We start from the raw sequence: 15,666 nt of genomic DNA on the forward strand, positions 1-15,666 counted from the left end.
GTTCGATCGTTAGTCAATCCGGTTAGAGGTTTATTGTTATGGCGACGCCAACACGCAGCGTTTTTTCCCCGGCGGACGAGTCCCGGCTGGTCAAGGCCGACAAGGCCCATCATATGCACGGCTATCACGTGTTCGACGAGCATGCCGAACAGGGTTCCTTGAACATCGTCGCTGGCGACGGCGCCTATATCTACGACACCCAGGGCAATCGCTTTCTCGATGCCGTGGGCGGCATGTGGTGCACCAACATTGGCTTGGGTCGGGAGGAAATGGCCGAGGCCATCGCCGATCAGGTGCGGCAACTGGCTTATTCCAACCCGTTTTCCGACATGTCCAATAACGTCGCCATCGAGCTGTGTGAAAAACTCGCCAGCCTGGCCCCGGGCGACCTCGACCACGTGTTCCTGACCACCGGCGGCTCGACCGCCGTGGACACCGCTTACCGGCTGATCCAGTACTACCAGAACTGCCGTGGCCTGCCTGAAAAGAAGCACGTCATCGCCCGTTTCAACGCGTACCACGGCTCCACCACGCTGACCATGTCGATCGGCAACAAGGCCGCCGACCGGGTGCCGGAGTTCGATTACGCCAACCCGCTGATCCACCACGTGTCCAATCCCAACCCCTACCGCGCGCCGGATGGTATGGACGAGGCGCAGTTCCTCGAGTTCCTGGTCAAAGAGTTCGAAGACAAGATCCTCTCGATCGGCGCAGACAAGGTCGCCGGCTTCTTCGCCGAGCCGGTGATGGGCTCGGGCGGGGTGATCATTCCACCGAAGGGTTACCTCAAGCGCATGTGGGAAGTCTGCCAGCGCTACGACATCCTGTTCGTGGCCGACGAGGTGGTGACGTCGTTCGGGCGCCTGGGCAAGTTCTTCGCCTCCCTGGATGTGTTCGACATGCAGCCCGACATCATCACCACCGCCAAGGGCCTGACCTCGGCTTACCTGCCGCTGGGGGCGTGCATCTTTTCCGACCGTATCTGGAAAGTCATCGCCGAGCCAGGCAAGGGCCGTTGCTTTACCCACGGCTTCACCTACAGCGGGCATCCGGTGTGCTGCACGGCGGCGCTGAAAAACATCGAGATCATCGAACGGGAAAACCTGCTGGCCCACGTCGACGATGTCGGTGGCTATCTGGAACAACGCCTGGCGACGTTGCGCGATCTGCCCCTGGTGGGTGATGTGCGCTGCCTGAAACTGATGGCGTGCGTGGAGTTCGTCGCCGACAAACGCACCAAGGCGTTGTTTGCTGACGAAATCAACATCGGCGAGAAAATTCATGTACGCGCCCAGGCCCGGGGCCTGTTGGTGCGGCCGATCATGCACCTGAACGTGATGTCGCCGCCGCTGATCCTCACCTATACCCAGGTCGATGAAATCGTCGAGATCCTGCGGCTGTGCATTCTCGAAGTGGCGGCCGAGCTTGAGGCGAGCGGACAGTACGCCGGCCAATGATTTCGTCGGCCAGGCTGTTACCAAGGACTTGCCCAGCCGCTAGACTGCGGGGCATGAGCAGACCAAACGACGATACGCTGATCGCGGTGCCCTTCGGGGCATTGCATAAATGGCATGGGGGCATGCGCGAGGCCTTCGCCCATGTCGATGAGCCTGACGCATTGCAATACCTGGTGTCGGCGCTGGGCCAACTGGTGTCCATCGAGTCGGTGATGATCAGCCTGGAACGCAAGGACCGTGCACCGCAGTTGCTGCATCAGCGCGGCATTGCGCAGGAGTACCAAGTCTCGATTCTCGAGCGCTATTTCGCCGGGGGCTATCTGCTCGATCCGTTCTGCCTGGCGGTGGAGCAGGGACTGGCGCAGGGCTTCTATCACCTTGCGGACATTGCGCCGGACAACTTCTTCGACAGCGACTATTACAAGACCTATTACCTGAAGGCCAACTGTTCGGAAGACAGCTACTACATCGTCGATACGGGCAATGACACGAAAATCTCCGTGAGCCTGTTTCAAGGTTTTGGCGGTGCATGCCTGGGCGTCGAGCAGTTGAACCTGCTGCGCGCCGTCGAACCGCTGGTGCGCGAATTCATCAGCGAGTTCAGCCGGCGTGGCCTGCAGCGCAGTAGCGAGATCCAGGGCAATGACGATCAAGGCCTGCGCGATGATCTCAAGCATCGGGTGCAATTGGCGTTCGAGCATTTCGGTAGCGACCTGCTCACCGAGCGCGAGCGCGAAGTGGCGCACATGGTGCTTCGGGGCCACTCGGTGAAATCCACGGCCAGCCAGATGAACATCTCCCCGGAAACCGTGCGCATGCACCGCAAGAATCTGTATTTGAAGCTGGAGGTGGGGTCGCAGTCGGAGTTGTTTGCGTTGTTTATCGAGTGGCTGCGCGGGCATTGAAAGTCAAAAGCTCGTCGGAACGCGGCCCGAACCACCTCAAACCCTGTGATTCATTCAAGGGTTCGAGTGATTGATGACATGACCCGGCTGCGCGTATAGATCGATACCCAGTGCGTGAATCACTTTCAAAACCGTATTAAAGCGTGGTTTTGCGCCTGGAGCGAAGGCCTTGTACAGACTTTCGCGACCCATTCCGGAATCTTTGGCTACCTGTGTCATGCCACGGGCCTTTACCACATACCCGACGGCACGAAGAAATTCCTCATTGTCACCGTCCGCTAGCACCTGGGACAGGTATTCGCTGATGGCCTCATCGCTGTCGAGCAGAGTCGCCATGTCGAAAGTCGTCAAGGTCTGGCTCACGGTTAAACCTCCTTTGCCATTTTTTTTGCACGTTTGATATCAGCGTTTTGTGATGATTTGTCGCCCCCGGCGAGCAGGACGATGACGACACTCATGCGTATCGTGAAGTAAACCCGGTATCCGGCACCCACATCCGGACAAGATAATTCATTGCGCGACTGTATCCAAGTGGATACAGCTGCGCAGTCAGACACTTCTTGGATTGCCGACGGTTTTTCCGCGAAATGAGTAGGACTGTGTGGTACAGCGAGGAAATTTTATGGGAGCTAGTCCGCCCCCACATTTGATCTGTGGTTGACCGCAAGATCTGCGGTCAACCAGATAGCTGATCAATCTTCGCGCTTAACTACCAGCGTCAGAATGTCATAACTGGCCACCAGCTCACCCAGCTGGTTGGTCACTTCCACATCCCACGCCACCACCCCTTGCGGGATGCCTTGCGGGCTTTTCTTGCCCTGGTCGATCCTATTTAGACGGATCAATCCGATCCAGCGCCCGATTCAATGCCAGTTCGCCCAGCGCTTGACCTGGGCAATGCTTCTTTCTTCGGCGCTGTGGCTTTCGCAAAGTAACGTGAGGGCCTTCTTGCATGCGCTCAGACGCGTCCTACGCACCCATCAGAAACGCCCTATTTCCACCTCGACCGACTTCGTAAAAGCTGGCGAGCGTCGGCACGCGGATGGTTACAAAAATCCTCTGCTGCCTAAGCGTCTGCCGGCCCTCCGATGCTGACAGTTTCGCTGCCCGATTCCCTTCCGTTACAAGGAACGTACACGCCATGGCAAAGCTGCTCGACTGGATTTTTGGACGTCACTACGACTCAACCACCCCCAGGACCATGCCCCCGGTCGGGTCAACGCGCGAACTCCAACCCATATCCCCAACGACGGCCCCAAAAACCGACGACTTGCCGCCGCTGAAAAACTGGTGCCACCCGTTCAAGGACACGCGCGACCCATTGCAGCAACTGACCCACCTGGCCAACGCTGCCGCCGGTTACTACCCTCTGGGCCGCAATGGCCTGTGGCACGGCGGCGTACATTTCGACAGCGGTACCGCCTTGGGCCTGAAGCAATCCAGCATGCACTGCCTGGCCGACGGCGAAGTGGTGGCTTACCGCATCGATACGTACTCGCCGACAACGACGTACTTCGACAATGAAGAAGTTGAAAAACCCTTCTCGCGCAACTTCGTGCTGATCCGCCATCACCTGCAGCCACCCGCGATTCAGGACAGCAAGGAGACACCCCCAAGCCTGATCTTCTACAGCCTGTACATGCACCTGCAGGATAGGGAGAAGTATGACGAAGATCCGACCCTGGCGCGCCCGGGATTCTGGCCCGAAGTGCATCGGGTCAAGGCCACGGCGAACGATCCCCATCCTGACGATCCCGAACAACGCGGCGTGTACGTTTACTATCGCCCCTGGTCCGACAAGGTCGCAGACTTCTTGCCCCGCGGCGCCGAAGTGATCATCAGCGGCGACGGCGAGTACCGCCGCCTGGAAAATCGCATGGGCCCGACCAGCCTGAGCAACGCCGATGGCTCGCTGCGCGGCTACCTCGCGTCCCAGTTCCTGCAATCGGTGGTGGACGGCCAGCATCGCATCGAAACGGCTAGGGGAGCACTCAAGGTGCGCCGGGAAGCCAGCCTGCACAGCAAGGAAATCAGCGAGTTGCCCAAAGGCACGATCGTCACCGTCAGCGGTAAAGGGGAATTTTGCAAGCTGGAACGGGTCACGCAGTTGGTACAGTTCGCTGCGCTGCAAAGCGTACTGGAACCGCTGGCGACGGACCGGATCGTAGTCCTCGACACCCCCGTCGCGATCAAGGCGGGAGACTTGATCGGTCACGTCGGCCTGTATCAGGACGGTGGCGCGAGCCAGCCGGAAAAGAAGCTGCACCTGGAAACGTTCAGTGGTGATGACGTCGAGGCGTTCATCGACGCCAGTCGGGTTTGGGCCGATCGCCTGCCGGAAAAAGACCGAACCTGGCTGAAACTCGCCAAGGGCACACCCGTAGTGCCGCCTGAAAGCAATAACACCGCTGCGAAACTACAGATGGCGAGTGCTTCCAGCCCACTCAGTGCTGCCGACTTGCTGGTCCCGAAGAAGTTGCTCGATGATCTGCCAACAGACCGAAAAATCCAGGTGCCCGCGACCCCGACGCGCGAGGCTCACACCTGGTATCGCCTGGCAAATTTGCTGCACGACGCCAATAACAAACCTCTCGATGGCTGGGTCTGTGAAGAGCCAGGCGTAACGCCTTGGGTCAGTCCGTGGGCTTGGGAAGGCTACGACGTCATCATCGACTACAGCCGACCCAAACACTTGATGGCCTCTTTTCTCAGCGCCGTCGACCGTTTCACCGAAGCACAACGCGAGCGTTATCGTCCCATTGCCGAAAAAGACGACAAGGGCCCGATGAAAAGCCGGTTGTACGAGATCATCGATCGCAATCGCGATGGCAAGCTGACAGCCACTGAATTGCAGGCAGCTCTTGAACTGCCGGCTCATGCGCAGTCGATTTCGCAGATGATCCTGTACAAGGAAAGCGAGTGGTTTCACCAGCCGAAGATATGGGACGCATTGGATGACTTGCTCGGCCATAGCGGCTCGACGCCGCACTTGAACTGGTTGGCGGAGAAGCAGCGGATTGCAGAGATGGGGTGGTGGAAGGAAGTCGCGGAACAGGTGGGGTTGCCTTCTTGGGGGAGTGCGTATCACTTTCACCCGATTGGGTTGATGGGGATTTTTAGCTGCAACCGATTTAAGTTCACCCTTGAGGTTATGAAACGTATTTATCCGGAACTCAGTGAAAGCCGTTACGGCGACTTGCAAAAAATCGCTGACGAGCTAAATGGAAATATCGACTTCTTCAAATTAGATACTCCGCTGAGAAGAACTCACTTTTTTGCGCAGATAAAACAAGAAACAGGTGAGGATTTATCGATAGATGAGAAGTTTGTCTATGAGGCCGGCGCGTTGATCGACCTATTCAGTTATTTCAAGAACAACCCGGAAGAAGCAATGCGATACGGGTACAAAACCAAGGCAGGAAAAATCAAAGAAAGCGGCCTGCCTATGACCCGATCCGATTATGAGGCTATCGCCAACGGGGCATATGGGGGACGCACCGATCTCGGCAATCGAGGGATTTCAAGCGGTGATGGATGGAAGTATAGAGGCCGCGGTCTGAAGCAGTTGACAGGACTGCACAATTACACCGCATTTCAACGTTGGCACTCAGCATTCTCAACGCACTGGCCAAACGAAAAGATTGACTTCGTTGCGAACCCCGAGTTGTTAATTGAAATGAAATATGCAGTCAGATCTGCTGCAAGTTTCTGGCTAAGTAATAAACTGTATGAGGTGGCAGACAAAGGCAGCGCTCCGGAGATTGTTGACTTAATAACTGCCGTTGTAAATAAGCATACCAAAAGCCACTCTGACAGAAGAAGTCATTTTAGAAAACTTTGGAGTTATGAGGTTTTGGAATGAAAAAAATATTGACGATCTGCTTGGCTGTAATAGCCCTCGTACAAGTTAAGAGCTGGGCAAAAGACCCATACGTAGACATAAATTCAACTATGTGCGAAAAAGGCGAGAATATTTATATCAGCTGCGCATTTAATACCAATACGGATGAGTATAGCTACGTTGGAAAAGTTGCTTCAATCTGCGCAAAATCGAATTCATCACCAGACAGCGGTTATGTTCAGTATCGCTATGGACTACCGTCTTACGGTGCTGGTCGGGCAGAAATAGAGATGCAGTTCCCCGAAAAAAAAATTCCTCCAAAAGGAATATTTACTATTTACACATCGGTAAATCCTGAAACTATTGGAAGCGCGCTGCGTTTTACAAACGGCAAATACACTTATTCATTCGAGAATTTGACATCCTTTGGCTACAGAGTTGTCGCCAGAAAACAAGATGAGAAGGTTCTCAATAAAAACTGCAAGCTTCCCGGCATAAACTACTTAACAGATGATGCATATCAAGGCATACAAACGATAGAGTTCAACAAGACAAAAATATCAAATACGGATAATTGAGCTTGCGCAAACTTAGGTGAGGGGAAACTTATGTGGCTAATAAGAATAACCGGGCTGTTTATTGGCTGCTTGCTTGGGTCGACAGCTATTGCGGGCAATGTAGAATGTAGCGGCATTGGTCTTCGGGAAGCCTATAGCTCTTTAGATATACATGGGGCCAAGGCATGTTTTGTCTATACTATGGCAAGTACGGAAAATGAAGAGAAGCATTCCCGAGACCCGAATGGAATATCCCTTTATTCAGTTGTTCCATCTAAAAGCCCAAAGCTTGTTTACGAGTTTCCATACTTGGGTACGGAAGGAGTAATCACTGACGCATTTTTTCTGCCCGTTGGGGAGGGGGGAGAAGACCTTTTATTCGTCGTACATCGAATGGAGATTCCAAGGGTGTGGGATCCGGCAAGCGATATTTACGATGTTAGTGTTTTTAGATTGGAGGCGGATACTCTACTTCTGGATAAAAAGCTCACTCGTTTTTTTCATTTGGGTGGAGATGATATGGATAAGCAAGGGAGAACAACGTATGTGTATCCGTATAAAGACAAAAAAAGCATTGAGAAAGCGGTAAGTTCACCTTTGTTTCACGCCATCCTTACTAGCAAAGTAATCACCGGCTCCATTATGGAAAAAACATTTCTTTATGATGGCGGTTCGGAGCCGTTGCTGCAGTATGCACCAAAGATGTATTTAATTAAGGGGGACAAAATTTTAGCGGAAGATTCGTGGGGTGGATGGTGTAGGATTTCATATCAAACAACAATAAAGAAAATCACAAAATGGACACAGTGCAAGTCAATTAATTTTTTGGAGAGTTAGGTGAAATCATGCCAATCAGACTGGATAAAATACCTCCTCTAGCTTTGCGCCCTCAACGACCACGATTTTTACTTTGGCTCGGCCTGTTGTTGCTGTTTTGTTTGCTGGGTACAGGAGGGACGCTGTTGTTCGGCGATGAAACGCTACGCGAGCGGCCTCCGGATTTATGGCGTGAGGCCTTGAGCATTCCACTCCTGGCTTGGTGCGTGCTGGGTTTCGTGCGAGTGATGCTGTACGTCGGCGAACAAGGTGCTGCCGATGGTTGGGATGAAGCTCGCGAAGAAGACATGAGCCGCAAGCTTCGTCGGGGGCGTCGCTCGCAGCAGGTGTTGGCAGTGAGCTTGCAAACTGCGCTTCGAAAACCAGAGGATACACCTGCAATACAACTGGAAGCTCTGTTGAGTGGGACGATGGCGATGCAGTCACAAGCGTCCAGGATGGATGGAGCAACACTGCGCCATAGTTGTTTATCCTGCGACGCGGATGAAAATCCGGAAGCGGATTTGCTGAGTATATGGGCGCAGACGCTCGCCGATCTGGCGCCCACTTTGGCGCGGTTGCCTGATAATCAGCCGCTGGCCTTGTTGCTGGACGTCAACAGCAGTTTGCCCGAGGACCAATGGCGCCGAGTCTGGCGACAGGCATGGCGTGAATCCGGTATTCGTCAGCCCGTTACCTCTGTCGATGGCAGCGGTCTGGCTGCGCTGGACCAGTGGCTCGACCAGCTTATTGACGATCGGGCGATGCTGATGGTGTTGGCCGTGCAGTTTGCGCCACAGCAACCTGAAGGCACGGCGGAAGCCGCCGTCGGCTTGTTGTTTGGCAACCGCATGACACAAACCACATTAGCGCCACTAGCCTATCTTCACCGCCCGGAGCAGGAGCGCAAATCCACCTCCGATGACCTGCTTTACGCTACGCGCCAGGCCCTTGATTGGGTGCCGCTTGAATCGACATCCATCGAGAGAGTTTGGCGAGTGGGTATCGACGCGCAACGGGCTGTCGCTGTCGCGAGCGTATTGAGTAAGGTCCCCATGCCAGCCAAGAAGACGGGGTTGGGTGATCTGGATGCAATGTTGGGTCATCCAGGCGGCGCGTCACCTTGGGTAGCCATCGCGGCTGGGACACAGGCGATTGCGCGGGGTGTCGGACCGCAATTCATCTTCAGTGGCGGCAGTGCGGCTGGGCTGTGGGGTACGGTGTTGATGCCAGCATCAGCACTTTTGAAAGGAGAATGTAGCTCTGGCGGTTGACCACAGACCTGTGGGCCGGCGAGTTCAAATGTGTGCGGGCTTGCTCGCGAATGCGGTGTATCAGGCAACAGTAATGTTGAATGTCAATCCGCCTTCGCGAGCAAGCCCGCTCCCACAGGGTTGGTGGTTGCCCACAGACATTTGGTCAGCCAATAACCCTGTTCAAGGTCAGTCTTCGCGTTTGACCACCAGCGTCAGAATGTCATAACTGGCCACCAGCTCACCCAGCTGGTTGGTCACTTCCACATCCCACGCCACCACCCCTTGCGGGATGCCTTGCGGGCTTTTCTTGCCCTGGTCGATCTTGCGTTTGCAGGTCAGGCGCGCCTGGATGGTGTCGCCGATGCCCACCGGGTTGATGAAGCGCAGGGTGTCCAGGCCGTAGTTGGCCAGGACCGGGCCGACACCAGGGGATACGAACAGCCCGGCGGCCGCCGACAGCACGAAGTAACCGTGGGCGATGCGCTTGCCGAACTGCGATTCCTTGGCGGCGATGTCATCGAAGTGCATGTAGAAGTGATCGCCCGACAGGCAGCCGAAGTTCACCAGGTCCGCCTCGGTGACGGTACGACGGTGAGTCAGCAGCGATTCGCCGATCTGCAGGTCCTGGAAGTAGCGGCGGAACGGATGCACCTCGGTTTCGATGACCTTGGCGCCGCGCACGTATTCGCCTGTGACCGCAGCCAGCATGGTTGGCGAACCTTGTACCGCCGCGCGTTGCAGGTAGTGTTTCACCGCGCGCAGGCCGCCGAGTTCTTCACCGCCGCCGGCACGACCCGGGCCGCCGTGCTTGAGTTGCGGCAGTGGCGAGCCGTGGCCGGTGGATTCGCCGGCGCAGTTGCGATCCAGAACCAGCAGACGTCCGTGCAAGGCTGCCGCGACCGGAACGGCTTTGGCGGCGATTTGTGGATCTTTGGTGATCAGGCTGGCCACGAGGCTGCCTTTACCGCGTGCGGCCAGCGCCAATGCTTCGTCGAGATCGTCATAGGCCATCAAAGTACTGACCGGACCGAACGCTTCGATGTCGTGGGCTCCGCCTTCGGCGTGCGGGTCGCGAGCTTGCAGCAGGGTCGGGGCGAAGAACGCGCCCTTATCGACATTTTCACCGCGCGGTTCAAAGCCGTCGCGGGCGCCGAACAGCATGTCGCTGCTCTGCAACAGGGCTTCCAAACGTTCGGCCACGTCTTTCTGCTGGTCGTGGGAGGCCAGCGCGCCCATGCGCACACCTTCCACCGACGGGTCACCGACCACCACTTTGGCCAGGCGATCACGCAAGCGGGTAGCAACGGCGTCGATGTGTTTGGCCGGGACGATGGCGCGACGGATGGCGGTGCATTTCTGCCCGGCCTTGGTGGTCATTTCCCGGGCGACTTCCTTGATGAACAGCTCGAATTCTTCGTCGTCCGGTGTGACGTCCGGCGCGAGGATCGCGCAGTTCAGCGAGTCGGCTTCGGCGGTGAACGGCACCGAGTTGCGGATCAGGTTCGGGTTGACCCGCAGCTTGGCCGCGGTGTCGGCGGAACCGGTGAAGGTCACCACGTCCTGGCCTTGCAGGCGGTCGAGCAGGTCGCCGGTGCCGCCGATGATCAGTTGCAGGCTGCCCGCCGGGAGCAGGCCGGATTCGTCCATCAGGCGCACCACGGCTTCGGTCAGATAGCTGGTGGCGCTGGCCGGTTTGACGATGCATGGCATGCCGGCGAGGAAGCTCGGGGCGAATTTTTCCAGCATGCCCCAGATCGGGAAGTTGAAGGCGTTGATGTGCACGGCCACGCCACCGCGCGGCACCAGGATATGGGTGCCGGCGAAGGTGCCCATTTTACTCAGTTGCAGCGCCGGGCCTTCGTGGACCACGTTACCCGATGGCAGCTCGCGCGCGCCGAGGCTGGCGTAGGTGAACAGGGTGCTGTTGCCGCCCTCGATGTCGATCCAGCTGTCGGCACGGGTCGCGCCGCTGTGGTGGGAAATCGCGTAGAGCTGTTCCTTGCGTTCGCTCAGGTACAGGGCCAGGGCCTTGAGGCGCTGGGCGCGTTGCTGGAAGTCCAGCGCCATCAGGCCGCTGACGCCTTGGCGGCGACCGTGTTCGATGGCTTCGGCGAAGTCCGGACGCTCTTCGTGGGTACGGAAGATTTCATGGCCGTCGAGTGCGCTGCGCAGCACTTGTGCGCCTTGTTGACCGATCCAGCGACCGGCGATGAAGCTCTGCAGAGTAGGGGCATGCAGTTTAGGTGAAGAGGACATCAGGATTGCTCCAGGTTTGGTCAGTGTCTGGCGCGGCCGCAACCGCGCCCTTCAAATTGAGGGTCAGTGCTGGCTGGCGCCCGAGGCGCCGATGCCGGTCATGGAACGAATGAACTGCGCCAGGTAACGACCGCGCTCAAGGGCTGCACGGGACGATCGGTCAGTGACGGAAAACAGCCACGCGCTGAAAAAGGCCAGGCTCATGGAAAACAGCGCCGGATTGGAGTAGGGGAACAGCGCCTTGTCGTGATGCAGCACGTTGACCCACACCGCCGGGCTCAGCACCAGCAGGACAATGGCCGATACCAGCCCCATCAGACTGCCGATGACCGCGCCACGGGTGGTCAGGCCTTTCCAGTACATCGAAAGGAACAGCACCGGGAAATTCACCGACGCGGCGATGGCCAGCACCAGGCCGGACAGGAAAGCAATGTTCTGCGATTCGAACAGCAGGCCGAGGATGATCGCCAGCACGCCAATGCACAGGGTGGCGATTCGCGACACGCGCATCTCCTGCTGTTCCGTGGCCTGGCCCTTGCGCATCACGCAGGCATACAGGTCATGGGACACCGCCGAGGCGCCGGACAGCGCCAGCCCGGCGACCACCGCCAGAATGGTGGCGAAGGCGACCGCCGAGATGAAGCCGAGGAACAGGTTGCCGCCCACGGCCTGGGCCAGGTGCACGGCGACCATGTTGCCGCCGCCGATGATTGCGCCGTTGGTGTCACGGAACGCTGGATCGGTGCCGACCATGACGATTGCGCCGAAGCCGACGATGATCAGCAGCAAGTAGAAGTAGCCGATGAAACCGGTGGCGTAGAACACGCTTTTACGCGCTTCCCTGGCATCGCTGACGGTAAAGAAACGCATCAGGATGTGCGGCAGGCCGGCGGTGCCAAAGATCATGCCCATCCCCAGGGAAATCGCATCGATCGGGTTGGACAGCAAGCCGCCGGGGGCCATGATCGCGCTGCCCTTGGCATGCACGGCGGTGGCGCCGGCGAACATCGCTTCGGTACTGAAACCGAAATACTTGAGCACCATGAACGCCATGAAACTGGTGCCGAACAACAGCATCACTGCCTTGATGATCTGCACCCAGGTGGTGGCGAGCATGCCGCCGAAGGTGACGTAGAACACCATCAGCACGCCGACCAGCATCACCGCATAGAGGTAGTCGATGCCGAACAGCAATTCGATCAGCTTGCCGGCACCGACCATCTGCGCCACCAGGTACATCAGCGCCACGGTCAGCGTGCCGAACGCCGAAGTCAGGCGCACGGGCGTCTGTTCCAGGCGATAGGAAACCACATCGGCAAAGGTGTATTTGCCGAGGTTGCGCAGGCGTTCGGCGATCAGGAACAGGATGATCGGCCAGCCGGCCAACACGCCCAAGGCGTAGAGCAAACCGTCGTAGCCGTTGAGGAACATCATCGCGGAAATGCCGAGGAAGGAGGCTGCCGAAATCATGTCGCCAGCAATCGCCAGACCGTTCTGCAAGCCGGTCATACCGCCACCGGCGGTGTAGAAATCACTGGTCGAGCGGGTGCGCAACGCGGCCCAGCGCGTCACACCGAGGGTGAACAGGACGAACACCATGAACATGCCGATGGCGTTCCAGTTCAATGGACGGGACGCGCCCTCGGCGGCCACCGCAAGGTCAGTGACCAACGCCAACGGCAGCAGGAACAACGCGAGAAGGCGGCTCATCGGGCGCACTCCTGCTTGAGTTTTTCATTCAGCGGGTCGATCACGTTGTTGGCGCGATAGACATAGAAACCGGTCAAGGCAAAGGCCAGCACCACGATCACCACACCCACCAGCATGCCCACGGTAGTCACGCCGCCGCTCAGGGATTGGCCGAGGGTTGCGGGGGAGAACGCCACCAGCAGGACGAAGCCGAAATAGATCACCAGCATGATCAGCGACAGCGACCAGTACAGCGCCTGCTTGCGGCGTACCAGCTGGATGAAGTCGGGGTGCTGGCGGATGAGTTCTACTTCCTGGGGTGTCATGACGCGCGCTCCTTTGTTGTTTTTGTTTTGGGTGAAACAGTGTATTCGGGTCGATCACTGACCCCTGTAGGAGCTGGCTTGCCAGCGAAGGCGGCCTGAAAACATACAGGGATCTCAAGGGCCTCTTCGCTGGCAAGCCAGCTCCTACAGGGTTTCGCGTTGTTTCAGAGCTGGTCGAAATCCAGCACCACCTTGTCGCTGATCGGGAAGGCCTGGCACGACAGCACATAGCCGGCGGCTACTTCGTAGTCTTCCAGGGCGTGGTTGCTGTCCATTTCCACTTCGCCTTCGATGACTTTGCATTTGCAGGTCGAGCACACGCCAGCCTTGCACGAGTAGGGCAGTTCGGCGCCCTGGGCGTTGCCGGCGTCGAGGATGCTCTGGCTGTTGCGCGGCAGGTCGAAGGCCAGGGCGCGGCCGTCGCTGATCACGGTGATCTGGCTGACCGCCGCATCCACCTGGCGCGCCGCCTCGCGGGCCTCGCGTTTCTGCTGGCTGCCGGCAGCGGCGAAGAGTTCGAAGTGGATGCGCTCAGGTTGCATGCCCTTGGCCTTGAGGCTATCGCGCACGGTCTCGGTCATTTCCTGCGGGCCGCAGATGAAGGCGGCGTCGAGGGCCTTGACGTCGAGCCAGCGGCTGAACAGTTGCTCGCATTTCTCGGCGTTGATCCGGCCGTTGTACAGGTCGACATCCTGCTGCTCGCGGCTGAACACGAAGATCAGGTTCAAGCGCTGCAGGTAGCGGTTTTTCAGGTCTTCAAGCTGTTCGCGGAACAGTGCGCCGGAGCTGGAGCGATTGCCGTAGAGCAGGGTGACGCGGCTGTTGGGCTCGGTTTGCAGGGTGGTCTTGATGATCGACAGGATCGGCGTGATGCCGCTGCCGGCCGCGACGGCCAGGTAGTTGCCGTGGCGAGCAGGATCGAGTTCCACGCTGAAATGCCCGGCGGGCGGCATCACTTCCAGGCTGTGCCCGGCCTTGAGTTGTTCGTTGGCAAACGCGGAAAAACGCCCGCCCGCCACACGCTTGATGGCGACGCGCAGTTCGCCGTCGTTGACGCCGGTGCAGATCGAGTACGAGCGGCGCACTTCTTCGCCGTCCAGTTGGGTGCGCATCACCAGGTGCTGGCCCTGGGTGTAATGAAAGCTGTCTTGCAGGTCCTGCGGAATCTCGAAGGCGATGGACACCGCGTCACGGGTCTCGGTGCGCACGTCCTTGATGGTCAGGCTATGAAATTTGCTCATTGTTGTTCTCCAGCTGGGTCGGCCGATTCGCCGCTCAGATGCACTTGAAATAGTCGAACGGTTCCCGGCAATCGACGCAGCGGTACAACGCCTTGCACGCGGTTGAACCAAACTCGCTGAGCACTTCGGTGTGGGCGCTGCCGCATTGCGGGCAAAGGATCACCGGGCTCTCGCCGAGCAGGCTGCGCTTGCTGGTACTGCCCTCGGGCGGCGCGATGCCGTAGGCGCGCAGGCGTTCGCGGCCGCTGTCGCTGATCCAGTCGGTGGTCCAGGCCGGGGTCAATTTGCGCTCAAGTTGCGGCGCCTTGAATCCGGCGAGTTCCAGGGCCTGGCGGATATCGCCCTCGATCACTTCGGTGGCCGGGCAGCCGGAATAGGTCGGCGTGACCACCACGTGCAAGTGACCAGCCTGCCAGTCCAGGTCGCGGACGATGCCCAGGTCCACCACGCTGACCACCGGCACTTCCGGGTCCATGACTTCGCACAGGATCGCCCACGCGGCGGCCAGGTCGGTCGGTTGAACCGGCCGGGCGCCGAGGTCGCTGGCGATCAGCTCACCAGGTTGCATCGGGGTACGCTCGGGGCAGGAACTGCATTTCCGCCAGCAGGATGCCCAGGTGTTCGGTGTGCAGGCCCTTGCGTGCGTTCAGGTAGAAATAGCTTGGCGCAGCGGGCACGGGCAGGGTGGCGCTGGTGAAGATCTGGTCGACCTTGGCTTGCCACTGGGCGGCGACGCTGGCGATGTCCGGGGTGATGCCGGCTTCGCACAGGCGCTGCTCGCTGTCATCGGCGGCGATCAGTTCCACGGTGAAACGCCAGACTTCGGGGATGGCCGCGAGCATGCGCTGGTGGCTTTCCTCGGTGCCGTCGCCCATGCGCTCAATCCATTCGCCGGAGCGGCGCAGGTGATAGGTCACTTCCTTCACCGCCTTGGCGGCGATCCCGGCAATGCGCTCGTCGCTGGACTGGCTCAGACCCTGCAGCACCGGCAAATGCCAGGCGTCATAGAGGAACTGCTTGAGCATGGTCACCGCGAAGTCGCCGTTGGGTTGTTCCACCAGCAGCAGGTTGCGATAGGCGCGCTCGTCGCGGCGAAATGCCAGGTGATCGGCGTCGCGGCCGTCGTCCAGCAGTTCGGCGGCGTAGTCCAGCCAGTTGCGCGCCTGGCCTACCAGGTCGAGGCCGACGTTCATCAGCGCCAGCTCCTCTTCCAGCGCCGGCGCCTTGCCACACCATTGGCACAGGCGCTGGCCCTGGATCAGGGCGCTGTCGCCGAGGCGCAGGAGGTATTCGATCAGATCAGTCTTATTGTTCATGGTCGA

General features: G+C 58.5%; 14 protein-coding genes and 1 pseudogene. 6 read left to right on the plus strand and 9 right to left on the minus strand.

The genetic code is table 11. The features are described 5' to 3' along the window. Positions 1-38: 38 nt before the first annotated feature. Positions 39-1,457: an aminotransferase gene (locus tag ACYP2Q_RS21740; protein ID WP_459732386.1), complete on the plus strand. Its 1,419-nt coding sequence runs from the start codon at positions 39-41 to the stop codon at positions 1,455-1,457. Beyond that, a complete protein-coding gene (locus tag ACYP2Q_RS21745) occupies positions 1,454-2,362 on the plus strand; it encodes a LuxR C-terminal-related transcriptional regulator (protein ID WP_459732387.1) in 909 nt (302 codons plus the stop codon). Before ACYP2Q_RS21740 ends, ACYP2Q_RS21745 begins: the two co-directional genes overlap by 4 nt. 54 nt (positions 2,363-2,416) lie before the next feature. Here the strand turns inward: ACYP2Q_RS21745 and ACYP2Q_RS21750 are convergent, their stop codons facing one another. The 3 genes and pseudogenes from ACYP2Q_RS21750 to ACYP2Q_RS21760 all read right to left on the minus strand — a co-directional run bounded on the left by ACYP2Q_RS21750 (position 2,417) and on the right by ACYP2Q_RS21760 (position 3,207). After that, the gene (locus ACYP2Q_RS21750) at positions 2,417-2,725 is read right to left on the minus strand and encodes an addiction module antidote protein (protein ID WP_459732388.1); all 309 of its coding nucleotides are present in this window, start codon (positions 2,723-2,725) and stop codon (positions 2,417-2,419) included. 2 nt (positions 2,726-2,727) lie between these two features. Continuing rightward, positions 2,728-2,859, minus strand: a pseudogene (locus ACYP2Q_RS21755) (type II toxin-antitoxin system RelE/ParE family toxin); the annotation flags it as partial. Between the two features lie 195 nt (positions 2,860-3,054). Then, the gene (locus ACYP2Q_RS21760) at positions 3,055-3,207 is read right to left on the minus strand and encodes a hypothetical protein (RefSeq protein ID WP_459732543.1); all 153 of its coding nucleotides are present in this window, start codon (positions 3,205-3,207) and stop codon (positions 3,055-3,057) included. Positions 3,208-3,503: 296 nt separating this feature from the next. Here ACYP2Q_RS21760 and ACYP2Q_RS21765 point away from each other — a divergent pair, with 296 nt between their 5' ends. Genes ACYP2Q_RS21765 through ACYP2Q_RS21780 form a run of 4 tightly spaced genes read left to right on the plus strand, consistent with a single transcriptional unit; the run spans position 3,504 to position 8,850 of the window. Further along, complete coding sequence (locus ACYP2Q_RS21765; RefSeq protein ID WP_459732389.1) at positions 3,504-6,224, plus strand: glycoside hydrolase family 19 protein; 2,721 nt, start codon at positions 3,504-3,506, stop codon at positions 6,222-6,224. Then, entirely contained in the window at positions 6,221-6,781 is a 561-nt protein-coding gene (locus ACYP2Q_RS21770) for a hypothetical protein (RefSeq protein WP_459732390.1), read from the plus strand. Before ACYP2Q_RS21765 ends, ACYP2Q_RS21770 begins: the two co-directional genes overlap by 4 nt. A gap of 30 nt (positions 6,782-6,811) precedes the next feature. Next, on the plus strand, positions 6,812-7,597 hold the full coding sequence (locus tag ACYP2Q_RS21775) for a hypothetical protein (RefSeq protein ID WP_459732391.1): 786 nt from the start codon (positions 6,812-6,814) through the stop codon (positions 7,595-7,597). Between the two features lie 8 nt (positions 7,598-7,605). Continuing rightward, positions 7,606-8,850, plus strand: a complete 1,245-nt coding sequence (locus ACYP2Q_RS21780; protein WP_459732392.1) for a hypothetical protein — start codon at positions 7,606-7,608, stop codon at positions 8,848-8,850. A gap of 168 nt (positions 8,851-9,018) precedes the next feature. Here ACYP2Q_RS21780 and paaZ read toward each other — a convergent pair whose 3' ends face one another. The 6 genes from paaZ to paaC form a co-directional block, all read right to left on the minus strand. After that, the gene (gene paaZ / locus ACYP2Q_RS21785; protein WP_459732393.1) at positions 9,019-11,088 is read right to left on the minus strand and encodes a phenylacetic acid degradation bifunctional protein PaaZ; all 2,070 of its coding nucleotides are present in this window, start codon (positions 11,086-11,088) and stop codon (positions 9,019-9,021) included. A 63-nt stretch (positions 11,089-11,151) separates the two neighbouring features. Beyond that, positions 11,152-12,798 carry a cation acetate symporter gene (locus ACYP2Q_RS21790; RefSeq protein WP_459732394.1) on the minus strand — a complete coding sequence of 549 codons (1,647 nt, stop codon included), beginning with the start codon at positions 12,796-12,798 and terminating at the stop codon, positions 11,152-11,154. Then, a complete protein-coding gene (locus ACYP2Q_RS21795; protein WP_459732396.1) occupies positions 12,795-13,103 on the minus strand; it encodes a DUF485 domain-containing protein in 309 nt (102 codons plus the stop codon). The genes ACYP2Q_RS21790 and ACYP2Q_RS21795 overlap by 4 nt, the downstream gene beginning before the upstream one ends. A gap of 164 nt (positions 13,104-13,267) precedes the next feature. Then, positions 13,268-14,344: a 1,2-phenylacetyl-CoA epoxidase subunit PaaE gene (gene paaE / locus ACYP2Q_RS21800; protein ID WP_459732397.1), complete on the minus strand. Its 1,077-nt coding sequence runs from the start codon at positions 14,342-14,344 to the stop codon at positions 13,268-13,270. 34 nt (positions 14,345-14,378) lie between these two features. Then, on the minus strand, positions 14,379-14,912 hold the full coding sequence (paaD, locus tag ACYP2Q_RS21805; protein ID WP_459732398.1) for a 1,2-phenylacetyl-CoA epoxidase subunit PaaD: 534 nt from the start codon (positions 14,910-14,912) through the stop codon (positions 14,379-14,381). Continuing rightward, a complete protein-coding gene (gene paaC / locus ACYP2Q_RS21810) occupies positions 14,899-15,660 on the minus strand; it encodes a 1,2-phenylacetyl-CoA epoxidase subunit PaaC (RefSeq protein WP_459732399.1) in 762 nt (253 codons plus the stop codon). Before paaC ends, paaD begins: the two co-directional genes overlap by 14 nt. Between the last annotated feature and the right edge of the window lie 6 nt (positions 15,661-15,666).

The sequence above is a fragment of the Pseudomonas sp. MHK4 genome, from assembly GCF_054600775.1.